The sequence below is a fragment of the Streptomyces sp. WAC03905 genome (genome assembly GCF_057371075.1).
Window position 1 is genome coordinate 3,375,508 of sequence record NZ_JBXYDZ010000003.1, and the last position, 25,390, is coordinate 3,400,897.

Sequence of the window (25,390 nt, forward strand, 5' to 3'; positions counted from 1 at the left end):
GGCTGACTCACGGCTCACGATCCGGCGTTGACGTTGGCGAGGACGGCGGTGGCGATCGCCAGGACCACGGCGCCGGCGAGCAGGGCGCTCAGGTAGCTCTGCACGTTGCCGGTCTGGGCGCGTCGCACGAGGCCGCCGAGCAGCCGGGTGCCGCTGCCCGCGCCGCGGACGTACGTGTCCACGACCTCGCGGTCGAGGAAGCGGACGAGGCTCGCCGCACCGCGGACGGGGCGGACGAAGAGCCGGTCGTAGACGGCGTCGAGGTGGAAGCCGTCGGCCGCGTGGCGGTGCAGGGGGCCCAGGAGGGCCCGGCCGGGGTCGGCGGCGGGAGCCGCGGGGACGGTGGGGTGCTCGTGCGCGACCTCGGCGACCTCGGGCGTCTCGGCCGCAGACTCGGCGGCGGCGGTGGCCGCGGACACCGCGGCGGCGACGGCGGCGGGCTGCTCGGAGGCCGAGGCGACGGCGGCGGGCCCGCGGGCGGGGGCCGTGGCGGCTTTCGCGGTGGCTCGCTGCCAGAGGGCGTAGGTGAGCACGGCGCCGATGACGGCGGCGCCGGTGCCGAGGACCGAGGTGGCCACGGTCGGGGTGAGGGCCCTGCCGTCGAACCAGTCGGCGAGGGAGTCGGCGGCGAGGCCGAAGGCGACCGACGGGATCGCCAGCAGCCACAGCACGCCCGTCATGGCGAGGGGCTCCTTGCCGTGGTCGGGGGCGGGGGCGCCCCGGCCGCGGAAGGCCATCAGCCACAGGCGGGCGGCGTAGGCGGCGGTGAGGAGGGCGGTGACCACGCCGGCGATCAGCACCAGCCAGCCGGCGGCGCTGGGGGCGAGGTCCGAGTGGCCGGTGGCGGTCTGCTCGGCGGCGACGAGGACGGCTTCCTTGGAGAAGAAGCCGGCGAAGGGCGGGATGGCGGCGAGCGCGAGCAGCGCGATCGTCATCGTCCAGAACGCGTCGGGGATGCGCTTGGCCAGGCCGTCCATGCGGGACATGGCGGCCAGGGAGTTCGTACCGGCCGCGTGGATGATCACGCCGGCGCCCAGGAAGAGGAGCGCCTTGAAGGCGCCGTGGGACAGGAGGTGGAAGACGGCGGCGGCGCGGTCGGCGACGGCCAGGGCGCCGGTCATGTAGGCGAGCTGGCCGATCGTGGAGTAGGCGAGGACCCGCTTGATGTCGTCCTGGGCGAGGGCGGCGAGGGCGGAGCCGACCATCGTGACGGCCGCCATGACGGCCATGACGACCAAGGCGGCGGCGGAGGCCGCGAAGACGGGCAGGAGGCGGGCGATGAAGTAGACGCCGGCGGCGACCATCGTCGCGGCGTGGATCAGCGCGGAGACGGGGGTGGGGCCGGCCATGGCGTCGGGGAGCCAGGTGTGCAGCGGGAACTGCGCGGACTTGCCCGCGACTCCGGCGAGCAGGAGGAGCGCGATCAGCGTCGGGTGGTCGAGCCCGCCGGCGGCGACGGTCCCGAGGATCTTCGTGATCCGGAAGGAGCCGGCGTCGGTGGCGAGCGCGAACAGGCCGATGAGGAAGGGGACGTCACCGAGCTTGGTGACGAGGAAGGCCTTGAGAGAGGCGGAGCGGGCCGCTTCGGTCTCCCAGTAGTGGCCGACGAGGAAGTACGAGCAGATGCCCATGACTTCCCAGCCGACGAGCAGCACCATCAGGTCGCCGGAGTAGACGACGAGCAGCATGGCGGAGGTGAACAGCGAGACGAGGGCGGCGTACGAGGGGTAGCGCGGGTCCTCACGGAGGTACGCCGTCGAGTAGAGCTGTACGCAGGTGGCGACGACCCCGACCAGGACGGCGACCAGGGCGGCGAAGCCGTCGATGTAGAGCGAGAGGTCGATCGGGACCGAGCCGGTCGGGGTCAGCTCGGTGGCGGTGCTGATGGGCTGTCCGCCGCCCTGGCGGACGGCGACGGTGACGGCCAGCGCGGCGGCGGCGAGCGTCGGCAGGATCGCGAGCGGGCGAACGAATCCGGGGGCGCCGCGGCCGAGCAGCAGTCCCGCGACGGCGCCCAGGAAGGGGAGCAGCGGGACGAGGACGGCGAGGGTCGTGGTGCTCACGCGGCGACCTCCGGCCGGGCGGTGCGGGTGCTGTCGTCGGCGTCGTTCAGGAGGGGGGCGTGGTCCTCGGCGGTGTCGCGCAGGCGGTCGACGTCCGAGGTGCCCCGGTTGCGGTAGACCATCAGCACGATCGCGAGGCCGATGCCGATCTCGGCGGCGGCGATGGCGATGGTGAAGAGGGTGAGGGCCTGGCCGGCGTGGAGGGTGTCGCGCAGCCATACGTCGAAGGCGACCAGGTTGAGGTTGACGGCGTTGAGCATCAGCTCGACGGACATCAGGACCAGGATGGCGTTGCGGCGGGCGAGTACGCCGTACAGGCCCGTGCAGAAGAGGAGCGCCGCGAGCACGGCGGGGTAGGCGAGGTGCATCAGCGCTGCCCCTTGTCTCTGGCGTCGGCGGCACCGGCCCCGGTGGCGCTGGCGTCGGCGGCACCGGCGTCGGCGGGGTCGTTGCGGCGGGACAGCACGATGGCGCCGATCAGGGCGGCGAGGAGGAGGACGGAGAGCGCCTCGAAGGGCAGCACCCAGTGTTGGAAGAGGATCTCTCCGGAGACCTTGGTGGAGCCCTGGACCGGCCCGTCGAGGTCGATCCAGGTGGTGCGGAAGGCGTCGACGACCACCCAGACCAGGGCCGCGGCGGCGACGACGGCGACGCCGAGCGCGACCGGGCGGTTGCCGGAGTCCGCGTCCGGGGAGCGGCCGATGGGGGCCTTGGTGAGCATCAGACCGAAGAGGAGGAGGACGACTACGGAACCGAGGTAGATCAGGACCTGCACCCAGGCGATGAACTCGGCGGTCAGCAGCAGGTACTCGACGGCGATGCCGCCGAGGGTGACGACCAGCCAGAGGGCGGCGTGCACCAGCTGCTTGGTGGTGACCGTGACGAGGGCCGCGCCGAAGGTGGCGAGGCCCACGAGGAGGAAGGCGATCTCCACGCCGGTCGGGGACAGGAAGCCCGGGCCGGTGGTGGCGGCTGCGGCCAGGGTGGCGGCGGGTGTCACGCGTCTCCCTCCGGGGTCGCGGTGGTCGGCGGTTCGGTGTCGGCGGCCGCGGCGGCGGCTGCCGCCGCCGCTGCCGCGGCTTCGGCCTTCTCCACGGCCTTGCGGGCGGCGGCGATCTCCTTCGGTTCCTCGGCGGCCGGGTCCAGGGCGGGCGGGGCCGGGACGGTCCACATCCACTCGCGGAGTTTGTCGCGCTCGTGGGTCAGCTCGTGGATGTCGGTCTCCGCGTACTCGAACTCCGGCGACCAGAAGAGGGCGTCGAAGGGGCACACCTCGATGCAGATGCCGCAGTACATGCAGAGGGAGAAGTCGATGGCGAAGCGGTCGAGCACGTTGCGGCTGCGCTCGCGGCCGCCGGGGGTGGAGGCGGGGACCGTCTCCTTGTGGGAGTCGATGTAGATGCACCAGTCGGGGCACTCGCGGGCGCACAGCATGCAGACCGTGCAGTTCTCCTCGAACAGGCCGATGACGCCGCGGGAGCGGGGCGGGAGTTCGGGCTGCACGTCGGGGTACTGGGCCGTGTGCGAGCGCTTCGTCATCGTGCGCAGCGTGACGGCCAGGCCCTTGGCGAGGCCGGATCCGGGGATGGGCATTACTGGATCGCCACCTTCACGATGCCGGTGAGCGCGATCTGGGCGAGCGCGAGCGGGATGAGTGTGGTCCAGGCGAGCTTCTGGAGCTGGTCCTCGCGCAGCCGCGGGTAGCTCACGCGGAGCCAGATCACGACGAAGGCGAGGATGCCGGTCTTGAGCAGGGTCCAGAGCCAGCCGAGGCCGTCGGCGCCGAAGGGGCCGTGCCAGCCGCCGAGGAAGAGGACGGTGGTGAGGAAGCAGAGGACGACGATGCCGGCGTACTCGGCGAGCAGGAACAGCGCGAAGCGCAGGCCGGTGTACTCGGTGTACGCGCCGAAGATGATCTCGGAGTCGGCGACGGGCATGTCGAAGGGGGGCCGCTGCAGTTCGGCGAGACCGGCGGTGAAGAAGACGAGCGCGCCGACGATCTGCCAGGGCAGCCACCACCACTCGAAGCCCTCGACGATGCCGGTGAGGGAGACCGTGCCGGCGGCCATCGCCACGGAGGCGGCCGCGAGCAGCATGGGGAGTTCGTAGGCGAGCAGCTGTGCGGCGGTGCGGAGGCCGCCGAGCAGGGAGAACTTGTTCGCGGAGGCCCAGCCGGCCATGAGGGAGCCGAGAACTCCGACACCCATGACGGCGAGCACGAAGAACAGACCGGCGTCGATGACCTGGCCGACCGCGCCCTCGCCCGGGCCGATCGGGATGGCGAGGAGGACGAGGAGGTACGGGAGCAGGGCGACGGCGGGGGCCAGCTGGAAGATGCGGCGGTCGGCGCCGGCCGGGACGACGTCTTCCTTCTGGGCGAACTTCACGCCGTCGGCGACGAGCTGGGCCCAGCCGTGGAAGCCGCCGGCGTACATGGGGCCGAGGCGGCCCTGCATGTGGGCCATCACCTTGTGCTCGGTCTGCCCGACGACGAGCGGCAGCACGAGGAAGACGGCGAAGACGACGATCAGCCGCAGGGCGACGTCGAGGACGTCGTTCACGGCGTGCCTCCGGTGTCAGTGGTGGGGTCGGCCTCGGGCTCGGACGCGGTCTCGCTCTCCCGCCCGGGCTCCGGCTCGGGTCCGGGCTTCGGGGCCGGTTCGGGGGCCGGTTCGCCGAAGGCGGGCTTCGGGTCGTGCCAGGGGGCGTCGGAGCTGCGGGGGGCGGTGCGGCGGGCCGGGCGGGCCGCCTCCCCCGCGTCGGGGGCGGCGTCCGGGGCCGGGGCCTGGCTCGCGGAGCCGTCGGCCGCCGAGCGGGTGCGGCGCGGCGCGCGGGCCGGCGCGTCCGGGGCCGGGGGCTGCGCAGCCGGGGCTTCCGCCGCCTGGCTCGCCGAACCCTCCGCCGCCGAGCGGGTACGGCGCGGCGGGCGGGACGCGGCGTCCGCAGCCGGGGTTGCCGCGTCCGCAGCCGGGGTTTCCGCCGTCTGGCTCGCCGAGCCCTCCGCGACCGAACGGGTACGGCGCGGCGGGCGGGACGCGGCGTCCGGGGCCGGGGTGCCCGGAGCGGCAGCGGCGTCCGGGCGCGGACGGCGGGCGGCGGCGCCCGCCGCTCCGGCGGCGCGCGGGGTACGGGCCGGACGGGCCGGGGCCGGCGGGAGCTGGCCCTTCAGCGGGCCCCAGTCGTTGGGGTCCGGCACGCCGGGCGGCAGCATCTGCCGGCGCTTCGGCGCGTCCGGGTCATGGGTCTCACCCGGCTCCTTCGCCCCCGGCCAGGCCTTCGCGACGCGCGCGGCCAGTACGAAGTCCTTGCGCAGCGGGTGCCCTTCGAAGTTCTCCGGGAGGAGCAGGTGCACCAGGTGTGGGTGGTCGGTGAAGGTGATCCCGAACATCTCGAACGTCTCGCGCTCGTGCCACTCGGCCCCGGCGTAGACGGCGACCGCCGACGGCAGGGAAGGGGCGCCGTGCGGGACGGTCGTGCGCAGCAGGAGGCGGCGTACGCGGTGGTTCTCCAGGGAGGCGACGTGCGCACAGACCCGGAAGCCGGTGCCGGGCTCGTCCACCGCGCTCAGCCAGTCGAAGAACGTGCAACCCAGCTTGTCCCGGGCGATCTCCAGGGAGGAGATCCAGCTCCCGACGGGCACGTCCACCGTGAGGACGTCGTACGAGAACTCGGCGACGGCCTCGGCTCCGAAGACGGTCGGCGCGGCCTCGGGGAGGGAGTCGTACAGGTTCACGCGCCAGCCCCCCGCCCGGGTGCCGGCGGGGGCGTGACCAGGCCGCTGGTCAGCTGGGAGACGGACGGCCCCGAGGCGTAGCGCTCGGCCAGCGACTCGCGGGCGATCTTCTCCTGGAGCTTGAGGATGCCCTGCAGGAGCGCTTCCGGGCGCGGCGGGCAGCCGGGCACGTACACGTCGACGGGGATGATCTGGTCGACGCCCTTGGTCACCGAGTACGAGTCCCAGTACGGGCCGCCGCAGTTGGAGCACGCGCCGAAGGAGATGACGTACTTCGGCTCCGGCATCTGCTCGTAGAGCCGCTTGACGGCGGGGGCCATCTTGTCCGTGACGGTGCCCGAGACGATCATCAGGTCGGCCTGGCGCGGACCCGGTGCGAAGGGGATGACGCCGAGGCGGATGAAGTCGTGCCGGGCCATCGACGCGGCGATGAACTCGATCGCGCAGCAGGCGAGGCCGAAGTTGAAGACCCACAGGCTGTACCGGCGGCCCCAGTTCAGGACCACCTTCATCGGTTCCGGGGCCAGACGCGAGAGGACTCCGAGGCGCTTGGGCTCCGGGAGCAGCTCCGGCTGAGGTGTCACGTCCATTCGAGGACGCCCTTCTTGTACGCATAGAGCAGGCCGACGGCCAGGAAGCCCAGGAAGATGAACATCTCGACCAGGGTCGTGGCGCCGTAGCCGGCGGCGGCGAACACCGTCGCCCACGGGAACAGGAAGATCGAGTCGACGGCGAAGATGACGTAGAGGAAGGCGTAGACGTAGTAGCGGACCTGGGTGTGCGCCCAGCCCTCGCCGACGGGGTCCACGCCGCACTCGTAGGTCAGCAGCTTCTCGGGGGTCGGGACGACGGGCCGCAGGAGGCGGCCTGCGCCGAAGGCGACGGCCACGAAAAGCACACCGAGGGCCGCCAGCAGACCGACGACCGAATAACTCCGGAAGTAGTCCGCCGCGAGCACGGTTACGGTCGATACCGTTGGTTCGGGCACGTCCGTTCCTCGCTCCTCGGTCACTGTCGACGATCTGGTACGGACGGGAGTCTAGGGCCTGCCTCACACGGGGTGGGGTTATCCCCCGTTCACAGCACCCCGGACACCCCATGGCATCGCGGGACCCGGCTTGACAGGCTGTGGCGCATGACCACGAGCCCTGTCGTCCCCGACAACGATCGCCCTCCTCCCGTACGGCCCGTATTCAGTGCCGTCACATGGAAGGAAATCGCCCATCTGGTGATCAACCTGCCCGAGGGGATCATCGGCTTCGTTTACGCGGTTGTCATGGTGTCCACAGCGGGCGGTCTTTCCGTGACCGCGATCGGACTTCCTCTGCTGGCGGTCGGTCTCTTTCTGTCGCGCCAATGGGGACGGCTCGAACGGGCCCGCGCGCGGTGGCTGCTGGGCGTACGGGTGGAGGAGCCGACCCCGATCCCCGGGCCGCGTCGGTCCGGCGGCTTCTTCCCCTGGCTGTGGACGAGCATCAAGGATCCGGTCGGCTGGCGGACCGTGCTGTACCAGCTGATCCGGCTGCCGTGGGGAGTACTCACCTTCACGGTAGTCCTGACCGGCCTGTTCGTGCTGTGGCCGGTGCTGCCGTATCTGGTGCGGCTGCTGGCGAACGCGGACCGGGCGATGGTACGGGGGCTCCTGTCGCCCTCCGACGGCCTGGAGCGGCGGATCGCGGAGCTGGAGTCCGACCGGGGCGTGGTGGTCGACACCGCGGCGGCGGACCTGCGGCGCATCGAGCGGGACCTGCACGACGGGGCGCAGGCGCGGCTGGTCGCACTGGCGATGGGGCTGGGCCTGGCGAAGGAGAAGCTGCTGGAGGACCCGGAGGGAGCGGCGGCGATGGTCGACGAGGCCCACGGGGAGGTGAAGCTGGCCCTCCAGGAGCTGCGGGACCTGGCCCGCGGGATCCACCCGGCGGTGCTGACCGACCGCGGGCTGGACGCGGCGCTGTCGTCGGTGGCGGCCCGGTGCGTGGTGCCGGTGAAGGTGCTGGTGGATCTGCCGACGGGGCAGGAGGCCCGGCCGGCGGAGGCGATCGAGGGGATCGCGTACTTCGTGGTGTCCGAGCTGCTGCAGAACGTGAGCAAGCACGCGCGGGCACGGGGCGCGACCGTGGAGGTGTGGCGGGCGGGGGCCCGGCTGGTCATCCGGGTGTCGGACGACGGGCGGGGCGGGGCGGACACGGCCGGCGGGAGCGGGCTGGCGGGGCTGGCGGAGCGGCTGGACGCGGTGGACGGGGTGCTGGTGGTGGACTCCCCCGAGGGGGAGGGGACGGTGGTGACGGCGGAGCTGCCGTGGCGGGGGCGGGGCTGAGTCGTGGCCGCCGGGGTGTGGCCGGCGGGGCGGGTTGAAGGTGAGCGGGGCTCCCGTCCGGGTGGGGCGGGGGCCCCGTTCGCGCGTCCGGCCGCCCGCCGGCTCCCGGGGCTCCGCCCCGCACCCCGCGCCTCAGACGCCGGCGGGGCTGGAGGTGCGCGGCAGTGTCCGACTGCCGGACGGGCCGGGGGGGGCCGGAGGACCGTGCGCCCCGTGCCCCGTGCCCCGCGCCTCACGCCTCCGGCGAGGCCGAAACGGCGCGGCAGCGCCCCACTGCGGACGGAACCGGGACCCGCGAACGTGCGGGGCCGCGCCTTGCGCCTCCGGTGCAGACGGAGCTGAACGTGCCGCCGCTGACGGGCAGGACCGGGCCCGGGTGAACGACCCGCGCATGTGCGCCTCCGGTGAGGCCGGATGTGCCCCGGCTGACGGACAGGACCGGGGTGGGTGGACCATGCGGCGGCACGCCCGCGCCCCGCGCCTCACGCCTCACGCCTCCGGTGAGGTGGAACGGCGCGGCAGCGCCCCACTGCGGACGGGATTGGTCGGGGCCGGGCCGCGCGGGGCCGTGCCTTGCGCCTCCGGTGCAGGCGGGGGCTGGAGGTGCGCGGCAGTGTCCAGACTGCCGGAGCGGCGCCGCGCCCGTGTTCCGGCGTCCGTGGGGTGGGGGCGTGCGGTGTGGTTCGGAGGGGTGGGGTTAACCCCCGGGTGGAGATGCCTACTCGCCGCATGGTCCCGGGGTGGGGTGGGGCGGGAGGGTGGGGGTGTAGGCAGAGGAGCGGAAGGGTGGGTCGGGAGATGGACGACGGCAAGGGCGGGCGGCGCGGCGGCGCCGGGGCGGTGCTGCTGGCACCGGTGTCGGGGCGGACCTGGCGGGAGTTCGCGTACCTGTTGGTCGGGCTGCCGCTGAGCACGTTGTACTTCTCGCTCGCCATCACGGGCGTGAGCCTCGGCGCGGGGCTGCTCGTCACCTTCATCGGTGTCCCGGTCCTGGCGGGCGCCCTCGCGATGTGCCGCGGATTCGGGTGGGTGGAGCGGGCCCGGGTGCGCGGGCTGCTGGGGGCGGACGTCGCCGACCCGGCGCCGATCCGGGCGAAGAAGAGCGGCCCGCTGGCGGCCATGGGCGCGGTGCTCAAGAGCGGGAGCGCCTGGCGGCACCTGCTGTACTCGCTGATCCACTTCCCGTGGGCGGTGTTCGGTTTCTGCCTGGCACTGACCCTCTGGGCGGCCGGCTGGGCCTATCTGCTGTACCCGCTGTGGTTCTGGGTCTTCCCGGCCTACACCGACCAGCCCGGGCTGCAGCTCTACCAGGACGGCGACTACTCCTTCTACCTCGACTCCCCCGCGGAGATCGCCCTGACCTGCCTGATCGGGCTCGCCCTCACGCTCGCCACGCCCTGGGTGATCCGGGCGCTGACCACCGTCGACCGGGTCATGGTCGGCGGCCTGCTCGGGGCGTCCCGGCTGGACAGCAGGGTCACCGAGCTGGAGACCGACCGGGGGGTCGTGGTGGACACGGCCGCCGCCGACCTGCGGCGCATCGAGCGGGATCTGCACGACGGGGCGCAGGCACGGCTGGTCTCGCTGGCCATGGACCTGGGGATGGCCCGGGAGAAGCTGGCCGAGGACCCGCAGGCGGCCGCCCGCATGGTGGACGAGGCCCACGGCGAGGTGAAGATCGCCCTCCAGGAGCTGCGGGACCTGGCCCGGGGGATCCACCCGGCGGTGCTGACGGACCGCGGGCTGGACGCGGCGCTGTCGTCGGTGGCTTCGCGGTGCGCGGTGCCGGTACGGGTGGCCGTGGACCTCCCGGCCCGGCCCGCGGCGGCGATCGAGGGGATCGCGTACTTCACAGTCTCGGAGCTGCTGCAGAACATCAGCAAGCACGCCGGGGCGCGGTCCGCCTCGGTCGACGTGTGGACGTCCGGTGGCCGGCTGCTGCTGCAGGTCGCCGACGACGGCCGGGGCGGGGCGGTCGTGTCGGCCGGGAGCGGGCTGGCGGGCCTGGCGGAGCGGCTGGACGCGGTGGACGGGGTGCTGGTCGTGGATTCCCCCGAGGGGGGTGGGACGACGGTGACCGCCGAGCTGCCGTGGCGGGCGTAGCCCGCGGCTGCAGGGCCGGGGGAGGCGGGGCGTAGCCCGCGGCGGCAGGGGCGTGGTGCAGGTTCGGGACTCCCGTCCGGGTGGGCGGGGGTCCCGTCGTCGTGCGAACGGTGCGGCGCCGCTTCCGGGGCTCCGCCCCCGACCCCGCGCCTCAAACACCGTTGGGGCTGAACCAGCCGCGACCGCAACCGCGCCGCCTCCCGTGCTCCGCCCCGCACCCCGCGCCCGAGACGCCCGGCGGGGCCGAACCAGCCGCGACCGGTGCGGCGCCGCTTCCGGAGGCTCCGCCCCGCACACCGCGCCCGAGACGCCGGTGGGGCCGAACCGGCCACGCCCGGTGCGGCGCCGCCTCCCGGGCTCCGCCCCCGACCCCGCGCCTCAAACACCGTTGGGGCTGAACCAGCCGCGACCGCAACCGCGCCGCCTCCAGGCCTCCGCCCCGCACCCCGTGCCCGAGACGTCCGGCGGGGCTGGGTCCGGGCGCCGGGCGGGATCCGCTGGGGGCGGGGGAAGCGGACTCGGGGCTTCCCGGTCGCGCGCCGGGCGAAAACTGCCCGCGTACGCCCACGTGTTGTCCCGGCTCTGCCTTCACCGGGACTTAAGGCTGGGATGCTTGGCTGGGTCGGGCAGTACGGGAACGAGCGGACGCGGGAGCTGCTGAGTCGTGGAAGACAGGGTGCGGGTGGTCATCGCCGAGGATTCAGTGCTGCTGCGCGAGGGTCTGACCCGGTTGCTGACCGACCGGGGGCATGACGTCGTGGCGGGCGTCGGGGACGCGGAAGCCCTGATCAAGACGGTGGCGGACCTCGCCGCCGAGGATGCGCTGCCGGACGTGGTGGTGGCGGACGTGCGGATGCCGCCGACGCACACCGACGAGGGCGTGCGGGCGGCCGTACGGCTGCGCCGCGATCACCCCGGGATAGGTGTGCTCGTGCTGTCGCAGTACGTGGAGGAGCAGTACGCCACGGAACTCCTGGCCGGTTCCAGTACCGGAGTGGGGTATCTGCTGAAGGACCGGGTGGCCGAGGTCCGGGAGTTCCTGGACGCGGTGGTGCGGGTGGCCCGGGGCGGTACGGCCCTGGACCCCGAGGTCGTCGCACAGCTGCTCGGGCGCAGCCGGAAGCAGGACGTGCTGGCGGGTCTGACGCCCCGCGAGCGCGAGGTGCTCGGGCTGATGGCCGAGGGGCGGACGAATTCCGCCGTGGCGAAGCAGCTGGTCGTGAGCGACGGCGCGGTGGAGAAGCACGTCAGCAACATCTTCATGAAACTGGGCCTCTCGCCGAGTGACGGGGATCACCGGCGGGTCCTGGCCGTTCTCACCTACCTGAAGTCTTGATCGACTGACACTCTGTCAGATACGGCATACCGGCAGGACCGTCTCAAGGGGCGGTCCTACGGTCCAGAATGTGGTCGCTCCTGGGGGCCTGATCCCTACCGACGTAGGGTGGGTTATGGGGGTGCTCACGCCTCGAAGGAGGTCCAGTTCAGTGACCAGCCAGGTCAGCAGCCCAGCCGAGCAGGCCGACGGGGCCGGAGGTGCGGTCGTCGGTGGACAGCGCACCCCGGGGAGTCCGGACGGCAAGGAAGTACGGCGTCTCGATCGGGTGATCATCCGGTTCGCGGGTGACTCCGGTGACGGTATGCAGCTCACCGGTGACCGGTTCACCTCGGAGACGGCGTCGTTCGGGAACGACCTGTCGACCCTGCCGAACTTCCCGGCCGAGATCCGCGCCCCCGCCGGCACCCTGCCGGGCGTGTCCTCGTTCCAGCTCCACTTCGCCGACCACGACATCCTCACCCCCGGCGACGCGCCGAACGTGCTGGTGGCGATGAACCCGGCCGCCCTGAAGGCGAACATCGCCGACGTGCCCCGCGGCGCGGAGATCATCGTCAACACGGACGAGTTCACCAAGCGCCCCATGGCCAAGGTCGGCTACGAGACCTCGCCGCTGGAGGACGGCTCGCTGGCCGCCTACAACCTGCACCCGGTGCCGCTGACCACGCTGACGGTGGAGGCGCTGAAGGACTTCGGGCTCTCCCGCAAGGAGGCGGAGCGCAGCAAGAACATGTTCGCGCTGGGCCTGCTGTCGTGGATGTACCACCGGCCCACCGAGGCCACCGAGAGTTTCCTGCGGCAGAAGTTCGCGAAGAAGCCCGAGATCGCCGAGGCGAACATCGTGGCCTTCCGGGCCGGTTGGAACTTCGGGGAGACGACGGAGGACTTCGCGGTCTCCTACGAGGTGGCGCCCGCGACCCAGGCCTTCCCCACCGGCACCTACCGCAACATCTCCGGGAACCTGGCCCTCTCCTACGGGCTCATCGCCGCGAGCCAGCAGGCCGACCTGCCCCTCTACCTGGGCTCCTACCCCATCACCCCGGCCTCGGACATCCTGCACGAGCTGTCGAAGCACAAGAACTTCGGCGTGCGGACCTTCCAGGCCGAGGACGAGATCGCCGGCATCGGGGCGGCGCTCGGCGCGGCCTTCGGCGGGGCGCTCGGGGTCACCACCACCTCCGGGCCCGGAGTGGCGCTCAAGTCGGAGACGATCGGCCTCGCGGTCTCGCTGGAACTGCCGCTGCTGATCGTGGACATCCAGCGCGGCGGCCCCTCGACCGGCCTGCCGACCAAGACGGAGCAGGCGGACCTGCTCCAGGCGATGTACGGGCGCAACGGCGAGGCGCCCGTCCCGATCGTGGCGCCGAGGACCCCGGCGGACTGCTTCGACGCCGCTCTCGACGCGGCCCGGATCGCGCTGACCTACCGGACGCCGGTCTTCCTGCTGTCCGACGGCTACCTCGCCAACGGCTCCGAGCCGTGGCGGGTCCCGGAGGTCGCGGACCTGCCGGACCTGAAGGTCAAGTTCGCCGCCGCGACGAACCACACGCTCGCCGACGGCACCGACGTCTTCTGGCCCTACAAGCGGGATCCGCAGACGCTGGCCCGGCCCTGGGCGGTGCCCGGCACCCCCGGCCTCGAACACCGCATCGGCGGCATCGAGAAGCAGGACGGCACGGGCAACATCTCCTACGACCCGGCCAACCACGACCACATGGTCCGCACCCGCCAGGCCAAGGTCGACGGCATCGAGGTGCCCGAGCTGGACGTCGACGACCCGGACGGCGCCACCACGCTGGTCCTCGGCTGGGGCTCCACCTACGGCCCCATCACCGCCGCGGTCCGCCGGGTACGGGGCGCCGGACTTCCCGTCGCGCAGGCCCACCTGCGCCACCTCAACCCCTTCCCCAGGAATCTCGGCGAGGTCCTGGGGCGTTACGAGAAGGTAGTGGTGCCGGAGATGAACCTCGGGCAGCTCGCCATCCTGATCCGGGCGAAATACCTGGTGGACGCCCGGTCGTACAACCAGGTCAACGGAATGCCGTTCAAGGCCGAGCAGCTCGCCACGGTTCTCAAGGAGGCCATCGATGACTGAGGTGACGGAGGCGGCCGACGGGGCGCGGACCCTGCTCTCGCTGGTACCCAAGGCCGAGAGCAAGCAGTCGATGAAGGACTTCAAGTCGGACCAGGAGGTCCGCTGGTGCCCGGGCTGCGGCGACTACGCCGTGCTGGCCGCGGTCCAGGGCTTCATGCCCGAGCTGGGGCTGGCGAAGGAGAACATCGTCTTCGTCTCGGGCATCGGCTGCTCCTCCCGTTTCCCGTACTACATGAACACCTACGGGATGCACTCGATCCACGGCCGGGCCCCCGCCATCGCGACGGGGCTGGCCACCTCGCGCCGGGACCTGTCGGTGTGGGTGGTCACCGGTGACGGCGACGCGCTCTCCATCGGCGGCAACCACCTCATCCACGCCCTGCGCCGCAACGTCAACCTGAAGATCCTGCTGTTCAACAACCGGATCTACGGGCTGACCAAGGGCCAGTACTCCCCCACCTCCGAGGTCGGCAAGATCACGAAGTCGACGCCGATGGGTTCGCTCGACGCGCCCTTCAACCCGGTGTCCCTGGCGCTCGGCGCCGAGGCCTCCTTCGTCGCCCGCACCGTCGACTCCGACCGCAAGCACCTCACGGAGGTGCTGCGCCAGGCGGCCGACCACCAGGGCACGGCGCTCGTGGAGATCTACCAGAACTGCAACATCTTCAATGACGGCGCCTTCGAGGTCCTCAAGGACAAGGACCGGGCGCGCGAGGCAGTGATCAGGCTGGAGCACGGCCGGCCGATCCGCTTCGGCGCGGACGACGAGAAGGGCGTCGTGCGCAACCACGCCACCGGTGACCTGGAGGTCGTCGACGTGACCCCCGCCAACGAGGGGCAGGTCCTGGTCCACGACGCGCGGACCGCCAGCCCCACGACGGCGTTCGCGCTCTCCCGCCTCGCCGACCCGGACACCCTGCACCGGACCCCGATCGGCGTCTTCCGCAGCGTCGAACGGCCGGTCTACGACACGCTCATGGCCGACCAGCTCGACGCGGCCGTCGACCGCAACGGCAAGGGCGACCTCGGCGCGCTGCTGAATGGTAACGACACCTGGACGGTCGTCGGCTGACCGCCCGCGCGACACGACCACCGGAAGCCCGGGCCCCTCGGGGGCCCGGGCTTCGGCGCACACCCCCTCAAACACAGCGCTTTCTAAAAGTTAGCGCTTACCGTAGGCTGGTGCTGTCGTCCACCGAGGAGAGCACGCATGAGCATCGTCGTCACCGCCGCCACCGGAGCCCTCGGCCGGCTCGTCGTCGGGGAACTGCTGGCACGGGTCCCCGCCGACCGCGTCGCCGTCGTCGTCCGCAACGAGGAGAAGGCCGCAGACCTGGCCGCGCGCGGGGTGGAGGTGCGCGTCGCGGACTACGACGACCCGGCCGCCCTCGCCCGCGCCTTCGAGCCCGGTGACCGGGTGCTGCTGATCTCCGGCAACGAGATCGGGCGGCGCACCGCCCAGCACACCGCGGTGATCGACGCCGCGAAGGCGGCGGGCGTGGCGCAGCTGGCCTACACCGGCATCCTCGGCGGCCCCGAGGCCGACTTCGAGCTGGCCGCCGAGCACACCGCCACCGAGCGGGCCGTCCTCGCCTCCGGGCTCCCGTACACCTTCCTGCGCAACGGCTGGTACCACGAGAACTACACCCGCGAGCTGCCGGCCGTCCTCGGTCACGGGGCGGTCGTGGGCAGTGCGGGCGGGGGCCGGGTCGCCTCGGCGGCGCGCGCCGACTACGCGGCCGCCGCGGCCGTGGTGCTCACCGGCGAGGGGCACCTGAACCGGGTCTACGAGCTCTCCGGCGACACCGCGTGGAGCCTCGGGGAGTACGCGGCCGAGGTGTCGGCGCTGAGCGGCCAGGAGATCGCGTACACCGAGGTCCCGGCGGAGGAGCACGTGCGGATCCTGACGGACGCCGGGGTCCCCGAGGGCTTCGCGGCGGTCGTCGTCGACGTGGACGCGGCGATCGCGCGCGGCCGGCTGGCCGGCACCAGCGGGGACCTCGCCCGGCTGATCGGACGGCCGACGACCCCGGTCGCCGAGGCGATCGGCGCCGCACTGGCCTGACCCGGGCGGCCCGCGCGTCCGTACGGACCCGACGGCCCCGGAAGATGTCATGAGTATCTCGCAATAACGGGCATGACATCTGGACCGTGCGGCGATACCGTCGTGAAGTTGGCTGGAAGTCGCACAGGAGGCCCCGTGAAGGCGGAGAACGAGCAGCGCGCGGGTTTGCTCTACGGATTCGGCGCATACGGGATGTGGGGGCTGGTACCCCTCTTCTGGCCGCTCCTCATGCCCGCCGGGGCCGTCGAGATCCTGGCCCACCGGATGACCTGGTCGCTGGCCGTGGTCGGGCTGGCCCTGCTCGCGGTGCGCCGCTGGGGCTGGATACGGGAGCTGCTGCGCCAGCCGCGCAAGCTCGGCCTGACCGCGCTGGCCGCGTCGGTGATCAGCGTGAACTGGGGGCTCTACATCTGGTCGGTCAACCACGGCCACGTCGTCGAGTCCAGCCTCGGCTACTTCATCAACCCGCTGGTCAGCATCGCCATGGGCGTGCTGGTGCTGGGCGAGCGGCTGCGCCGTGCGCAATGGGTCGCCGTCGGGATCAGCTTCGTCGCCGTGCTCGTGCTGGCCGTCGGCTACGGGCGGCCGCCATGGATCTCGCTGGTCCTCGCGTGCTCCTTCGCCACGTACGGGCTGATCAAGAAGAAGCTCAACATGGGCGGGCTGGAGTCGCTGGCCGCCGAGACGGCCATGCTGTTCCTCCCGGCCCTCGGCTACCTGCTGTGGCTGGGCGCCCAGGGCCGGTCCTCCTTCGCCTCGCAGGGCGTCGGCCACGCGCTCCTGCTGGCCGCGACCGGTCTGGTCACGGCGATCCCGCTGGTGTTCTTCGGGGCGGCGGCGATCCGGGTCCCGCTGTCCACCCTGGGGCTGCTGCAGTACATGGCCCCGGTGTTCCAGTTCGGGCTCGGCGTCCTGTACTTCCACGAGGCCATGCCGCCCGAGCGCTGGGCCGGCTTCTCCCTGGTGTGGGCCGCCCTGGCCCTCCTGACCTGGGACGCGCTGCGGACGGCGCGGCGCTCCCGGGCCCGGCTGGAGGCGGCTCCCGTGATCGTCCCGGCCCCGGCCCGCGAGCCCGCCTAGCGGCCGCCCGCAGGGCGCACCGGCAGACGCCCCCGACCCCACGATCCCCGGTACGGAACCTCCGTACCGGGGATCGTCCGTTTTCCGAACCGCCCTGACCGGATTGAGGTCTTGACGGACAGTCATACTCTCGCTGACCATCAGGCTCGCACTGACGCACTAACGCTCACCAGCTCTCTCTCGCTCGTTCCGTCATATCCCCAGCGGAATCCCGGAGCCCCCACATGAGCCTGTCCGTCTCCCGGCGCCTCGCCGCCGTGACCGCCCTCGCGGTCGCCGGCCTGTTCGCCTCCACCGCCCCCGCCGCCCTCGCCGCCCCCACGGCGGTCACCGCGGCGCCGACCCCGCCCGACATACCGCTGGCCAACGTCAAGGCCCACCTGTCGCAGCTCTCGACCATCGCCGCCAACAACGGCGGCAACCGCGCGCACGGCCGGGCCGGCTACAAGGCCTCGATCGACTACGTGAAGGCCAAGCTCGACGCGGCGGGCTTCACCACGACGCTGCAGACCTTCACCTCCAGCGGCGCCACCGGCTACAACCTGATCGCCGACTGGCCGGGCGGCGACCCGAACTCGGTCCTGATGGCCGGCGCGCACCTCGACTCCGTCACCTCGGGCGCCGGCATCAACGACAACGGCTCCGGCAGCGCGGCCGTCCTGGAGACCGCCCTGGCCGTCTCGCGGGCCGGTCTGCAGCCCACCAAGCACCTGCGCTTCGGCTGGTGGGGCGCGGAGGAGCTGGGCCTGGTCGGGTCGAAGTACTACGTCAACAACCTGCCGACGGCCGAGCGGGCCAAGTTCGCCGGGTACCTGAACTTCGACATGATCGGCTCGCCGAACCCGGGCTACTTCGTCTACGACGACGACCCGACGATCGAGCAGACCTTCAAGAACTACTACGCGGGCATCGGCGTCGCGACCGAGATCGAGACCGAGGGCGACGGCCGCTCCGACCACGCCTCCTTCAAGAACGTGGGCATCCCCGTCGGCGGCCTGTTCACCGGGGCCAGCAACACCAAGTCCTCCGCGCAGGCGCAGAAGTGGGGCGGCACCGCCGGCCAGTCCTTCGACCGCTGCTACCACTCCTCCTGCGACAACACCGCGAACATCAACGACACCGCCCTGGACCGCAACGCGGACGCCATCGCCTACGCGATCTGGAACCTGGGCGCGTCCACCCCGGTCCCGCCGGGCCCGTCCTTCGAGAACACGGCGGACGTGACCATCCCGGACTCCCCGGCCGCGGCGGTCACCTCGCCGATCACGGTCTCCGGCGTCGCGGGCAACGCGCCGGCCACCACCAAGGTGGACGTGAACATCGTCCACACCTACCGCGGTGACCTGGTGGTCGACCTGCTCGCCCCCGACGGCACGGTCTACAACCTGCACAACCGTTCCGGCGGCAGCGCCGACAACCTCGTGCAGTCGTACACCGTCAACGCCTCCAGCGAGGTCGCCAACGGCGTGTGGAAGCTCCGGGTCAAGGACTCCGCCGCGCAGGACGTCGGCTACATCAACAGCTGGAAGATCACCTTCTAGCGGCGGCCCGGGCCTCCTGGCCCGGCGGCCCCTCCCAGGGCTCCGGCACGGTCCTCGCGGGCCGCGCCGGAAGCTCAGGCGTCCTCGGCGCGCGCGGCCTGCGAGGAGGCCTCCAGCGGCTCCCTCATCCGGGCCCGCAGCTCCTCCGCCACGGCGGCGATGTCCGCGCGGCCCAGCTTCGCCGCCTCGACGAGGTCGCCGAGTTCCTCCGGCGAGGGCAGCTTCGCGGCCCCGGCCACGCGCAGGTACGAGCGGGTCGCCGCGGCGGCGTAGAACTCGTTCATCGGTGATTCCAGCGCCGGGCAGACCGCGAGCGTGTGCAGAAACGCGGCGGCCCGCCACGCGGTGTCCGGGGCGGGCTGTTCTGGCACCAGGACCAGGTCGTTCTGGTGCCGGGCGACCGCGGCGGCCACCCCGGAGGGATCCCACACGGCGGGATCTGACGGGAGATGGTGGGCCAGAGCGGTCCAGGCCCACTCCATGGTGATCTTCAATGGCCGAACCGCTCCTGGAAGTAGCCCCAGTGGTCGGCGAACTCCTCTATGCCGGAGAGGAAGTTCTTCCGGTCCTCGTCGAGTTCGCGCTCGGTGACCTCCGTGATCAGAGCGGTGACCGTCGTCCCCAGTGCCGCCGCGCGCGCCTTGAGGCGCTCGTGGAACTCTTCGTCCAGGCGGATGGTGACGTGTCTCGACATGCCCAACACCGTACAGCGCGACCGCTGTACGGGCAGCTGTAACGCGGCAAGGGTGGGCAGGGACACAGTCCCCCGCCCACCCCCGGCGCTCACCGCGCGCAGCGGCTACTTGTCGGCGTCGGCCGCCTTCACCAGCGCGTCCTTGGTGACCGCGCCGGCGTAGACCTTGCCGTCGTCGGTGACCAGGACGTTGAACAGGCGGGTCGACATGACCCGGCCCTCACCGAACGACCCGTTGACCTTGTCCCCGAGGGAGTCGAGGAACTGCTTGGCCTCCTTGGGCGCGTTCTTGTCGTTCTCCAGGTCCTTCAGGCTCCTGCCGGCACCGGAGTCGATGCGCGCGACGGTCGCCCAGCCCTCGCCGAGCACCTTCACGTCCCCCTTGCCGCCCGGGCCGCCGGCGAGGCCCTCCAGGCCGGGGAAGGACTCCAGCGCCTTGAACGCGCCGTCCTTGTCGCCCTTGCCGTGGCCGTCCACGCCCTCGGTCACCTTGGCGCCCTTGGGCGGGGTGAAGGCGAAGGTGTCGGCGGCCGGCTTGGCGAAGTCCACCTTGGTGAAGCCGGCGTCCACGATCGGCTTGCCGCCCTGCGCGGAGAGCAGCTGCACGCGCAGCGGTACGCCGTTCTTGGCGTCCACCGCGATCTGCACCGATCCGACGGTCGAGCCGGCCTGCTTGGGCTTGAGCACCAGCTGGTAGGCGTCCCGGCCGGCCACCTGCGCGGTCTCGCCCACGCTGATGTCCGTGGTGGGACCGGCGGCCGCGAGGATCTCCTCGGCCATCTTCTGCGGGGAGCCCGCCGGCCGGTCACCGGTCTTGCGCTCCTTGCCCGCGCCCTTGCCGGCCTGCTCCGACGGGGTGGCCTTCTCGTGGAAGACCTCGTTCGACTTGGAGTCGTAGCCCCACACCTCGTCGCCGTCGTGGATGAGGCTGTACTCGTCCTTGCCGTCCAGGAAGGTGAGCTTCTGGCGGTCCTCGCCGTCGGCCGCGACCCGGAGGGTGTGCGTGCCGTTGGCGAGCTGCGCGATCTTGTCCTCCGGGTTGGCGGAGCCGCCCGTGACGCCCCCGCCGCCGAGCAGACCCGAGGCGATCTTCGGCAGGCCCAGGTCGGTGCTGATCTTCGCCGTCCCGGACAGCTGCTCCACGTCAGAGGCCGCGACCTTCTCGATCAGCTGCTGCGCCGTCACCTTGGGCAGGTCGGGTCCGCCGGCGTTGGCGAAGGCCGGGACCATCGCCACGGTCGCCGCGGCGACACCCGCCACCGCGACCGGTACGGCGTACCGGGCGACCTTGCGAGGAGTCTTCGTGTTCGCTGCCATGTCAGTGCCCTGCCCTCTGTGTCGACTGCGGCGATCCGCGTGTCGCCGCGCTCACCCGATCTGGTGGGATTGATGACTCCATCTGACCAAATCGGCGGCGCCGGGGCGTCAGTCCCCGGAAGCAACTGGACGTACGACCGTGGGATGACACGGAACGGGCCCTCCTCCCCCGACCCGTAGGGGTCGTCGGGACGAGGGCCCGTCCGGCGTCGTCGGGCGCGGCCGCCCGCCCGGGGGCGTCAGCCGGCGCGGTGCACCACCGCGTCGCACAGCTCCTCCAGAGCCGCCTTCGCGAAGCACTCGGGCAGCGGCGCGAGCGTGGCGCGCGCGTCCTCCGCGTACCGGACGGTGTCGCGGCGGGCCTGCTCCAGGGCGGGGTGCGCGCGCAGCCGGGTGAGGACCTCGGCGTGGCGGGCGTCGTCGTTGAGGTCGCCGTCCAGCAGTGCGACGAGCTCCAGGTCCTCCGGGCGGCCGTCCCGCGCGGCCATCTCGCGCAGCCGCAGCACGGGCAGCGTCGGGATGCCCTCGCGCAGGTCGGTGCCCGGCGTCTTGCCGGACTCGTGGGCGTCGGAGGCGATGTCCAGGACGTCGTCGGCGAGCTGGAAGGCGGTGCCGAGCCGCTCGCCGTACTGGGTCAGGATGTCGACGACGGACTCGTCGGCGCCGGACATGAGCGCGCCGAAACGGCCGGAGACGGCGATCAGCGAGCCGGTCTTGCCGGCGATGACGTCGAGGTAGTGCGCGACGGGGTCGCGGCCGTCGCGCGGACCGGCCGTCTCCAGGATCTGGCCCGTCACGAGCCGCTCGAAGGCCTCGGCCTGGATCCGGACGGCCTCGGGTCCGAGGTCGGCCAGGATGTGCGAGGCCCGGGCGAAGAGGAAGTCACCCGTCAGGACGGCCACCGAGTTGCCCCAGCGGGCGTTGGCGCTCTCCACGCCGCGGCGCACGTCCGCCTCGTCCATGACGTCGTCGTGGTAGAGCGTCGCCAGGTGGGTGAGCTCCACGACCACGGCGGACGGGACGATCCCGGGCGCGTAGGGGTCGCCGAATCGGGACGCGAGCATCACGAGCAGCGGCCGGAACCGCTTGCCCCCGGCCCGGACCAGGTGCTGTGCGGCCTCGGTGATGAAGGGGACTTCGCTCTTGGTGGCTTCCAGCAGACCCGCCTCGACGGCGGCCAGTCCGGCCTGGACATCGGTCTCAAGAGCCTGGTCCCGCACGCTCAGTCCGAACGGCCCGACGACGGTCACGAGGGGTACTCCTGTCTGCTGACGATCACGCTGACGATCACATGGATTGTCGATGTGTCGCTGCCATCACTCAAGCCAGCGTATCGGGTCTGTTTTCGATCACCGAGAGGGCCTTCCCGGCCACCCTCCCCACACTGCCCGATGAGCACCGGTATGTTCGGGAGGAGCCGAAACAACCGGAGCGTACGTTTTGCCCAGAACTACGACCGAGCGGGACGAGCCCTCGGACCCGGCGGACGCACCGCCGCCCCCGCAGGACGACCACGCCTTCCTCGGCCACCCGCGCGGCCTCGCCACCCTCTCCGGGCTGGAGGTCTGGGAGCGCTTCTCCTTCCTCGGCATGCAGGCCATCCTCGTCCTCTACTTCGCGGACACGGCGGCGGACGGCGGCCTGGGCATGGCCCCCGGCACCGCGGCCTCCGTCGCGGCGGCCTACGGGACCATGGTCTACCTCGTCTCCGTCGCCGGCGGATGGCTCGCCGACCGCATCCTCGGCTCCTACCGCGCCGTGCTCTGGGGCGGCGTCCTCATCGCCTGCGGCCACTACGCCATGGCCGTGCCCGCCACCGCCATGACGTGGACCGGCCTGGGCCTGATCAGCGCCGGCACCGGCCTGCTCAAGCCGAACGTCGCCACCATGGTCGGCGCGCTGTACCGGACGGACGACGACCGGCGCGACGCGGGCTTCGCCCTCTACTACATGGCCATCAACATCGGCGCCTTCGCCGGACCGCTGGTCACCGGCTGGCTCGGCGAGCACAAGGGCTGGCACTGGGGCTTCTCCGCCGCCGCGATCGGCATGACCGCCGGCCTGGTCCAGTACGTCCTCGGCCGCCGCCACCTGGCCGGGCGCGGGCACTCCGCCGCATACGCCCTCGCACCCGACGCGATGCGCCGCGCCGTGGGGTGGATCACCGGCGGAGCCCTCGCCGCCGCCGCGCTCGCCACCCTTCTGGCGGTCGCCGGGTGGCTGACGATGGACCGCTTCGTCGACCTGCTCACCCTCGTCTCGGTCGCCGCCCCGGTGGTCTACTTCGCGGTGATGTTCCGCAGCCCCCGGGTGACGCCGCAGGAGCGCGGCCGGCTGCGCCCGTACGTGGTGCTCTTCCTGGCCTCGGTGGCCTTCAACTTCATCCTCTTCCAGGCCTACTCGACGATGATGCTGCTGGCCTCCACCCACGCCGAGACCACCATCCTGGGCTTCGACTTCCCCGCGAGCTGGTACGCCTCGGCGCTCGGCGCCTTCGAGGTCGCGCTGGCCCCCGTCGTCGCCGCGCTCTGGGCCAGGATGGGCCACCGCCAGCCGCACGCCTCCAACAAGATCGCCATCGGTGTGGTCCTGGGCGGCCTGTCCTTCCTCCTCATGGTGATCCCCACGTCGGGTCACACCGGGGACGCCTACGAGATGGCCGCCTGGTGGATCGTCGGCTCCTACCTGCTGCTCGGCCTCGGCGACGTCCTCTTGGAGACCTCCGGCATGTCGGCCACCTCCAAGCTCGCGCCCAGGGCCTTCGGCAGCCAGACGATGGCCCTGTGGTTCCTCTCCCTCGCCCTGGCCAACGGCATCCAGGCCCAGGTGGTCAAGGTCTACGGCCACGTCTCGAACCCCGTGTACTTCGGCGTCAACGGTGCCGTCGCCGTGGCGGCCGGCCTGACCGTGCTCGCACTGGCGCCGTGGCTGCGGCGCACGATGCACCCCGTCCACTGAGGCTGCGGCCGAGGCGATTGGTGGCAGAACCGATGATCATCCGCACCGAGTTCCCGTACGGCACCACCCACGAGGATGTCCGGATCCCGCTCCCCGACGGAGTGGAGTTGTACGCCCGGATCTGGCGCCCCGTGACCGACGAGCCCGTCCCGGCCCTGCTGGAGTACCTCCCCTACCGGCTCACCGACTGGACCGCACCGCGCGACAGCCAGCGCCACCCCTGGTACGCGGGGCACGGCTACGCCTCCGTACGCGTGGACGTGCGCGGGCACGGGTGCAGCGGCGGCCTGCCCGGCGACGAGTACGACGCCCGCGAACTCGCCGACGGGGTCGCGGTGGTGGAGTGGCTGGCGGCGCAGGAGTGGTGCACGGGTTCGGTGGGGATGTTCGGGATCTCGTGGGGCGGCTTCAACTCCCTCCAGATCGCCGCCCTCGCCCCCGAACCCCTCAAGGCGGTCGTCACCGTCTGCTCGACCGACGACCGCTACGACAACGACGTGCACTACATGGGCGGCTCGGTGCTCGCCGTCGACATGCACGCGTGGGCGGCGACCATGCTGGCCTTCGCCTCCCGGCCCCCGGACCCGCTGTACGCCGGGGACGGCTGGCGCACGCAGTGGCTGGACCGGCTGGAGGCGGTCGAACCGCTGGTCCACACCTGGCTCTCGCACCAGACCCGCGACGCCTACCGGCGCCACGGCAGCGTCTGCGAGGACTACGGGGCGATCGGCGCGGCCGTGCTCGCGGTCGGCGGCTGGCACGACCCGTACCGGGACACCGTGCTGCGGCTGGTCGAGCACCTGCCGTCCGCACGCGTACGGGGCCTCATCGGCCCCTGGTCGCACCAGTACCCGGACCGCGGGCTGCCGCCGGGGCCCGCGATCGGCTTCCTCCAGGAGACCCTGCGCTGGTGGGACCACTGGCTCAAGGGTGCCGACAACGGCGTCATGGACGAGCCGCTGCTGCGCGCCTGGATCAGCGACACGCACCCGCCGGCGACCGTGTACGAGGAGCTGCCGGGACGCTGGGTCGCCGAGAAGGCCTGGCCCTCGCCGACCGTGATCCCCGTGCCGTACGTGTTCCGGGGCGCGCCGGTGGCCGTCGCCTCCCCGCAGCACACCGGGCTGGACGCGGGCCGTTTCTTCCCCTTCGGCAACGACGCCGACCTGCCGCCGGACCAGCGGGAGGAGGACGCCAAGTCGGCCTGCTTCGAGTTCCCGGTGGGCGGCGCGGAGCCCGTGGAGATCCTGGGCCGTCCGTCGGTCACGCTGCGGCTGCGGCTCGACGTGCCCTACGGGCAGGTCGTGGCCCGGCTGTGCGACGTCGCCCCGGACGGCGCCTCGACGCTGGTCACCCGGGGCGCGCTGAACCTCTCCGCCCGCCAGGGCCGTGACCGTGCCGTCCCGTGGCCGGTGGGCTCGTACGAGGACGTCACGTTCGAGCTGAACGGCATCGGCCACGCCTTCCCGCCGGGGCACCGGATCCGCCTCGCGGTGTCCTCCGCGTACTGGCCGTGGATCTGGCCGCGGGCCGGGTCCGAGGCCGGCTGGACCCTGGACCCGGCGGGCAGTTCGGTGACCCTGCCGGTACGGGCGTCCTCCCCGGCCGGGGACGACGGCATCGTCTTCGAGCCGCCGGAGCAGGCGGCACCACTGGGCGTCTCCTTCCCGGCCACCCTGGACGAGCCGCGCCCGGAGCGACTGGTCGTACGGGACGTCGCGCGCGGGACCTGGCGGCTGGAGGTGGACCCGCGCTACGGGGGCACCCGGGTGCACCCGGACGGCCTGGAGTACGCCGAGGACGCCACGGAGGTGTACGAGATCCAGGACGGGGACCCGCTCTCGGCCCGGACCCGCTCGCAGTGGCGGATCCGGCTGCACCGGCCGGAGTCGGGCTGGGAGGTCCGGGTGGAGACCGGCTCGGAGATCTCCTGCGACGAGGGCGGCTTCCTGACGTCGAACGAGGTGGTGTGCCGGGAGGGGAACGAGGTGGTCTTCCACCGCACGTGGGAGCGCCGGCTCCCCCGCTCGGCGGGCTGAGCGCGCGCCGGGCGCGCCGCCGTGGGCGCACCGGCGCGCGCGCCCGGTG

General features: G+C 72.5%; 22 protein-coding genes. 10 read left to right on the plus strand and 12 right to left on the minus strand.

Annotated features, from left to right (window positions below):
- Positions 1 to 14 precede the first annotated feature (14 nt).
- Genes AC2RP6_RS17625 through AC2RP6_RS17660 form a run of 8 tightly spaced genes read right to left on the minus strand, consistent with a single transcriptional unit; the run spans position 15 to position 6,784 of the window.
- A complete protein-coding gene (locus AC2RP6_RS17625; protein ID WP_486447053.1) occupies positions 15 to 2,063 on the minus strand; it encodes an NADH-quinone oxidoreductase subunit 5 family protein in 2,049 nt (682 codons plus the stop codon).
- Entirely contained in the window at positions 2,060 to 2,431 is a 372-nt protein-coding gene (nuoK, locus tag AC2RP6_RS17630; RefSeq protein ID WP_486447054.1) for an NADH-quinone oxidoreductase subunit NuoK, read from the minus strand. Before nuoK ends, AC2RP6_RS17625 begins: the two co-directional genes overlap by 4 nt.
- Positions 2,431 to 3,063, minus strand: a complete 633-nt coding sequence (locus tag AC2RP6_RS17635) for an NADH-quinone oxidoreductase subunit J family protein (RefSeq protein ID WP_486447055.1) — start codon at positions 3,061 to 3,063, stop codon at positions 2,431 to 2,433. The genes nuoK and AC2RP6_RS17635 overlap by 1 nt, the downstream gene beginning before the upstream one ends.
- Positions 3,060 to 3,656, minus strand: coding sequence for a NuoI/complex I 23 kDa subunit family protein (locus tag AC2RP6_RS17640; RefSeq protein ID WP_486447056.1), 597 nt, complete (start codon positions 3,654 to 3,656; stop codon positions 3,060 to 3,062). Before AC2RP6_RS17640 ends, AC2RP6_RS17635 begins: the two co-directional genes overlap by 4 nt.
- Complete coding sequence (locus tag AC2RP6_RS17645) at positions 3,656 to 4,624, minus strand: complex I subunit 1/NuoH family protein (RefSeq protein ID WP_486447057.1); 969 nt, start codon at positions 4,622 to 4,624, stop codon at positions 3,656 to 3,658. The genes AC2RP6_RS17640 and AC2RP6_RS17645 overlap by 1 nt, the downstream gene beginning before the upstream one ends.
- Positions 4,621 to 5,796, minus strand: coding sequence for an NADH-quinone oxidoreductase subunit C (locus AC2RP6_RS17650; RefSeq protein ID WP_486447058.1), 1,176 nt, complete (start codon positions 5,794 to 5,796; stop codon positions 4,621 to 4,623). Before AC2RP6_RS17650 ends, AC2RP6_RS17645 begins: the two co-directional genes overlap by 4 nt.
- Entirely contained in the window at positions 5,793 to 6,386 is a 594-nt protein-coding gene (locus tag AC2RP6_RS17655) for an NADH-quinone oxidoreductase subunit B (protein ID WP_486447059.1), read from the minus strand. Before AC2RP6_RS17655 ends, AC2RP6_RS17650 begins: the two co-directional genes overlap by 4 nt.
- Positions 6,377 to 6,784, minus strand: a complete 408-nt coding sequence (locus AC2RP6_RS17660; protein ID WP_030012240.1) for an NADH-quinone oxidoreductase subunit A — start codon at positions 6,782 to 6,784, stop codon at positions 6,377 to 6,379. The genes AC2RP6_RS17655 and AC2RP6_RS17660 overlap by 10 nt, the downstream gene beginning before the upstream one ends.
- Before the next feature lie 147 nt (positions 6,785 to 6,931).
- Between AC2RP6_RS17660 and AC2RP6_RS17665 the strand changes: the two genes are divergently transcribed.
- The 8 genes from AC2RP6_RS17665 (at position 6,932) to AC2RP6_RS17700 (ending at position 18,333) form a co-directional block, all read left to right on the plus strand.
- Entirely contained in the window at positions 6,932 to 8,113 is a 1,182-nt protein-coding gene (locus tag AC2RP6_RS17665; RefSeq protein ID WP_486447060.1) for a sensor histidine kinase, read from the plus strand.
- A 729-nt stretch (positions 8,114 to 8,842) separates the two neighbouring features.
- Positions 8,843 to 10,216, plus strand: coding sequence for a sensor histidine kinase (locus tag AC2RP6_RS17670; RefSeq protein ID WP_486447061.1), 1,374 nt, complete (start codon positions 8,843 to 8,845; stop codon positions 10,214 to 10,216).
- A gap of 676 nt (positions 10,217 to 10,892) precedes the next feature.
- Positions 10,893 to 11,552 (plus strand): response regulator transcription factor, encoded by a 660-nt coding sequence (locus AC2RP6_RS17675; RefSeq protein WP_030653505.1) that lies wholly within the window; start codon positions 10,893 to 10,895, stop codon positions 11,550 to 11,552.
- Between the two features lie 151 nt (positions 11,553 to 11,703).
- The gene (locus AC2RP6_RS17680) at positions 11,704 to 13,647 is read left to right on the plus strand and encodes a 2-oxoacid:acceptor oxidoreductase subunit alpha (RefSeq protein WP_486447062.1); all 1,944 of its coding nucleotides are present in this window, start codon (positions 11,704 to 11,706) and stop codon (positions 13,645 to 13,647) included.
- Entirely contained in the window at positions 13,640 to 14,719 is a 1,080-nt protein-coding gene (locus AC2RP6_RS17685) for a 2-oxoacid:ferredoxin oxidoreductase subunit beta (RefSeq protein WP_486447063.1), read from the plus strand. Before AC2RP6_RS17680 ends, AC2RP6_RS17685 begins: the two co-directional genes overlap by 8 nt.
- A 138-nt stretch (positions 14,720 to 14,857) precedes the next feature.
- On the plus strand, positions 14,858 to 15,712 hold the full coding sequence (locus AC2RP6_RS17690) for an SDR family oxidoreductase (RefSeq protein ID WP_486447064.1): 855 nt from the start codon (positions 14,858 to 14,860) through the stop codon (positions 15,710 to 15,712).
- A gap of 135 nt (positions 15,713 to 15,847) precedes the next feature.
- The gene (gene rarD / locus AC2RP6_RS17695) at positions 15,848 to 16,792 is read left to right on the plus strand and encodes an EamA family transporter RarD (protein ID WP_486447065.1); all 945 of its coding nucleotides are present in this window, start codon (positions 15,848 to 15,850) and stop codon (positions 16,790 to 16,792) included.
- 224 nt (positions 16,793 to 17,016) lie between these two features.
- Positions 17,017 to 18,333 (plus strand): M28 family metallopeptidase, encoded by a 1,317-nt coding sequence (locus AC2RP6_RS17700; RefSeq protein ID WP_486447066.1) that lies wholly within the window; start codon positions 17,017 to 17,019, stop codon positions 18,331 to 18,333.
- Positions 18,334 to 18,407: 74 nt separating this feature from the next.
- Here AC2RP6_RS17700 and AC2RP6_RS17705 read toward each other — a convergent pair whose 3' ends face one another.
- From AC2RP6_RS17705 to AC2RP6_RS17720, 4 genes are all read right to left on the minus strand, one after another.
- Positions 18,408 to 18,827, minus strand: coding sequence for a hypothetical protein (locus AC2RP6_RS17705; protein WP_486447067.1), 420 nt, complete (start codon positions 18,825 to 18,827; stop codon positions 18,408 to 18,410).
- The gene (locus tag AC2RP6_RS17710; protein WP_366677843.1) at positions 18,824 to 19,027 is read right to left on the minus strand and encodes a ribbon-helix-helix domain-containing protein; all 204 of its coding nucleotides are present in this window, start codon (positions 19,025 to 19,027) and stop codon (positions 18,824 to 18,826) included. The genes AC2RP6_RS17705 and AC2RP6_RS17710 overlap by 4 nt, the downstream gene beginning before the upstream one ends.
- A 105-nt stretch (positions 19,028 to 19,132) precedes the next feature.
- Entirely contained in the window at positions 19,133 to 20,344 is a 1,212-nt protein-coding gene (locus tag AC2RP6_RS17715; RefSeq protein ID WP_486447068.1) for a LolA family protein, read from the minus strand.
- A gap of 239 nt (positions 20,345 to 20,583) precedes the next feature.
- On the minus strand, positions 20,584 to 21,594 hold the full coding sequence (locus tag AC2RP6_RS17720) for a polyprenyl synthetase family protein (protein WP_486447069.1): 1,011 nt from the start codon (positions 21,592 to 21,594) through the stop codon (positions 20,584 to 20,586).
- A 190-nt stretch (positions 21,595 to 21,784) separates the two neighbouring features.
- On the opposite strand from AC2RP6_RS17720, the gene AC2RP6_RS17725 reads away from it, so the two are divergent.
- Complete coding sequence (locus AC2RP6_RS17725) at positions 21,785 to 23,302, plus strand: peptide MFS transporter (protein ID WP_486447070.1); 1,518 nt, start codon at positions 21,785 to 21,787, stop codon at positions 23,300 to 23,302.
- Positions 23,303 to 23,334: 32 nt separating this feature from the next.
- Positions 23,335 to 25,341: a CocE/NonD family hydrolase gene (locus tag AC2RP6_RS17730; protein WP_486447071.1), complete on the plus strand. Its 2,007-nt coding sequence runs from the start codon at positions 23,335 to 23,337 to the stop codon at positions 25,339 to 25,341.
- Positions 25,342 to 25,390 lie beyond the last annotated feature (49 nt).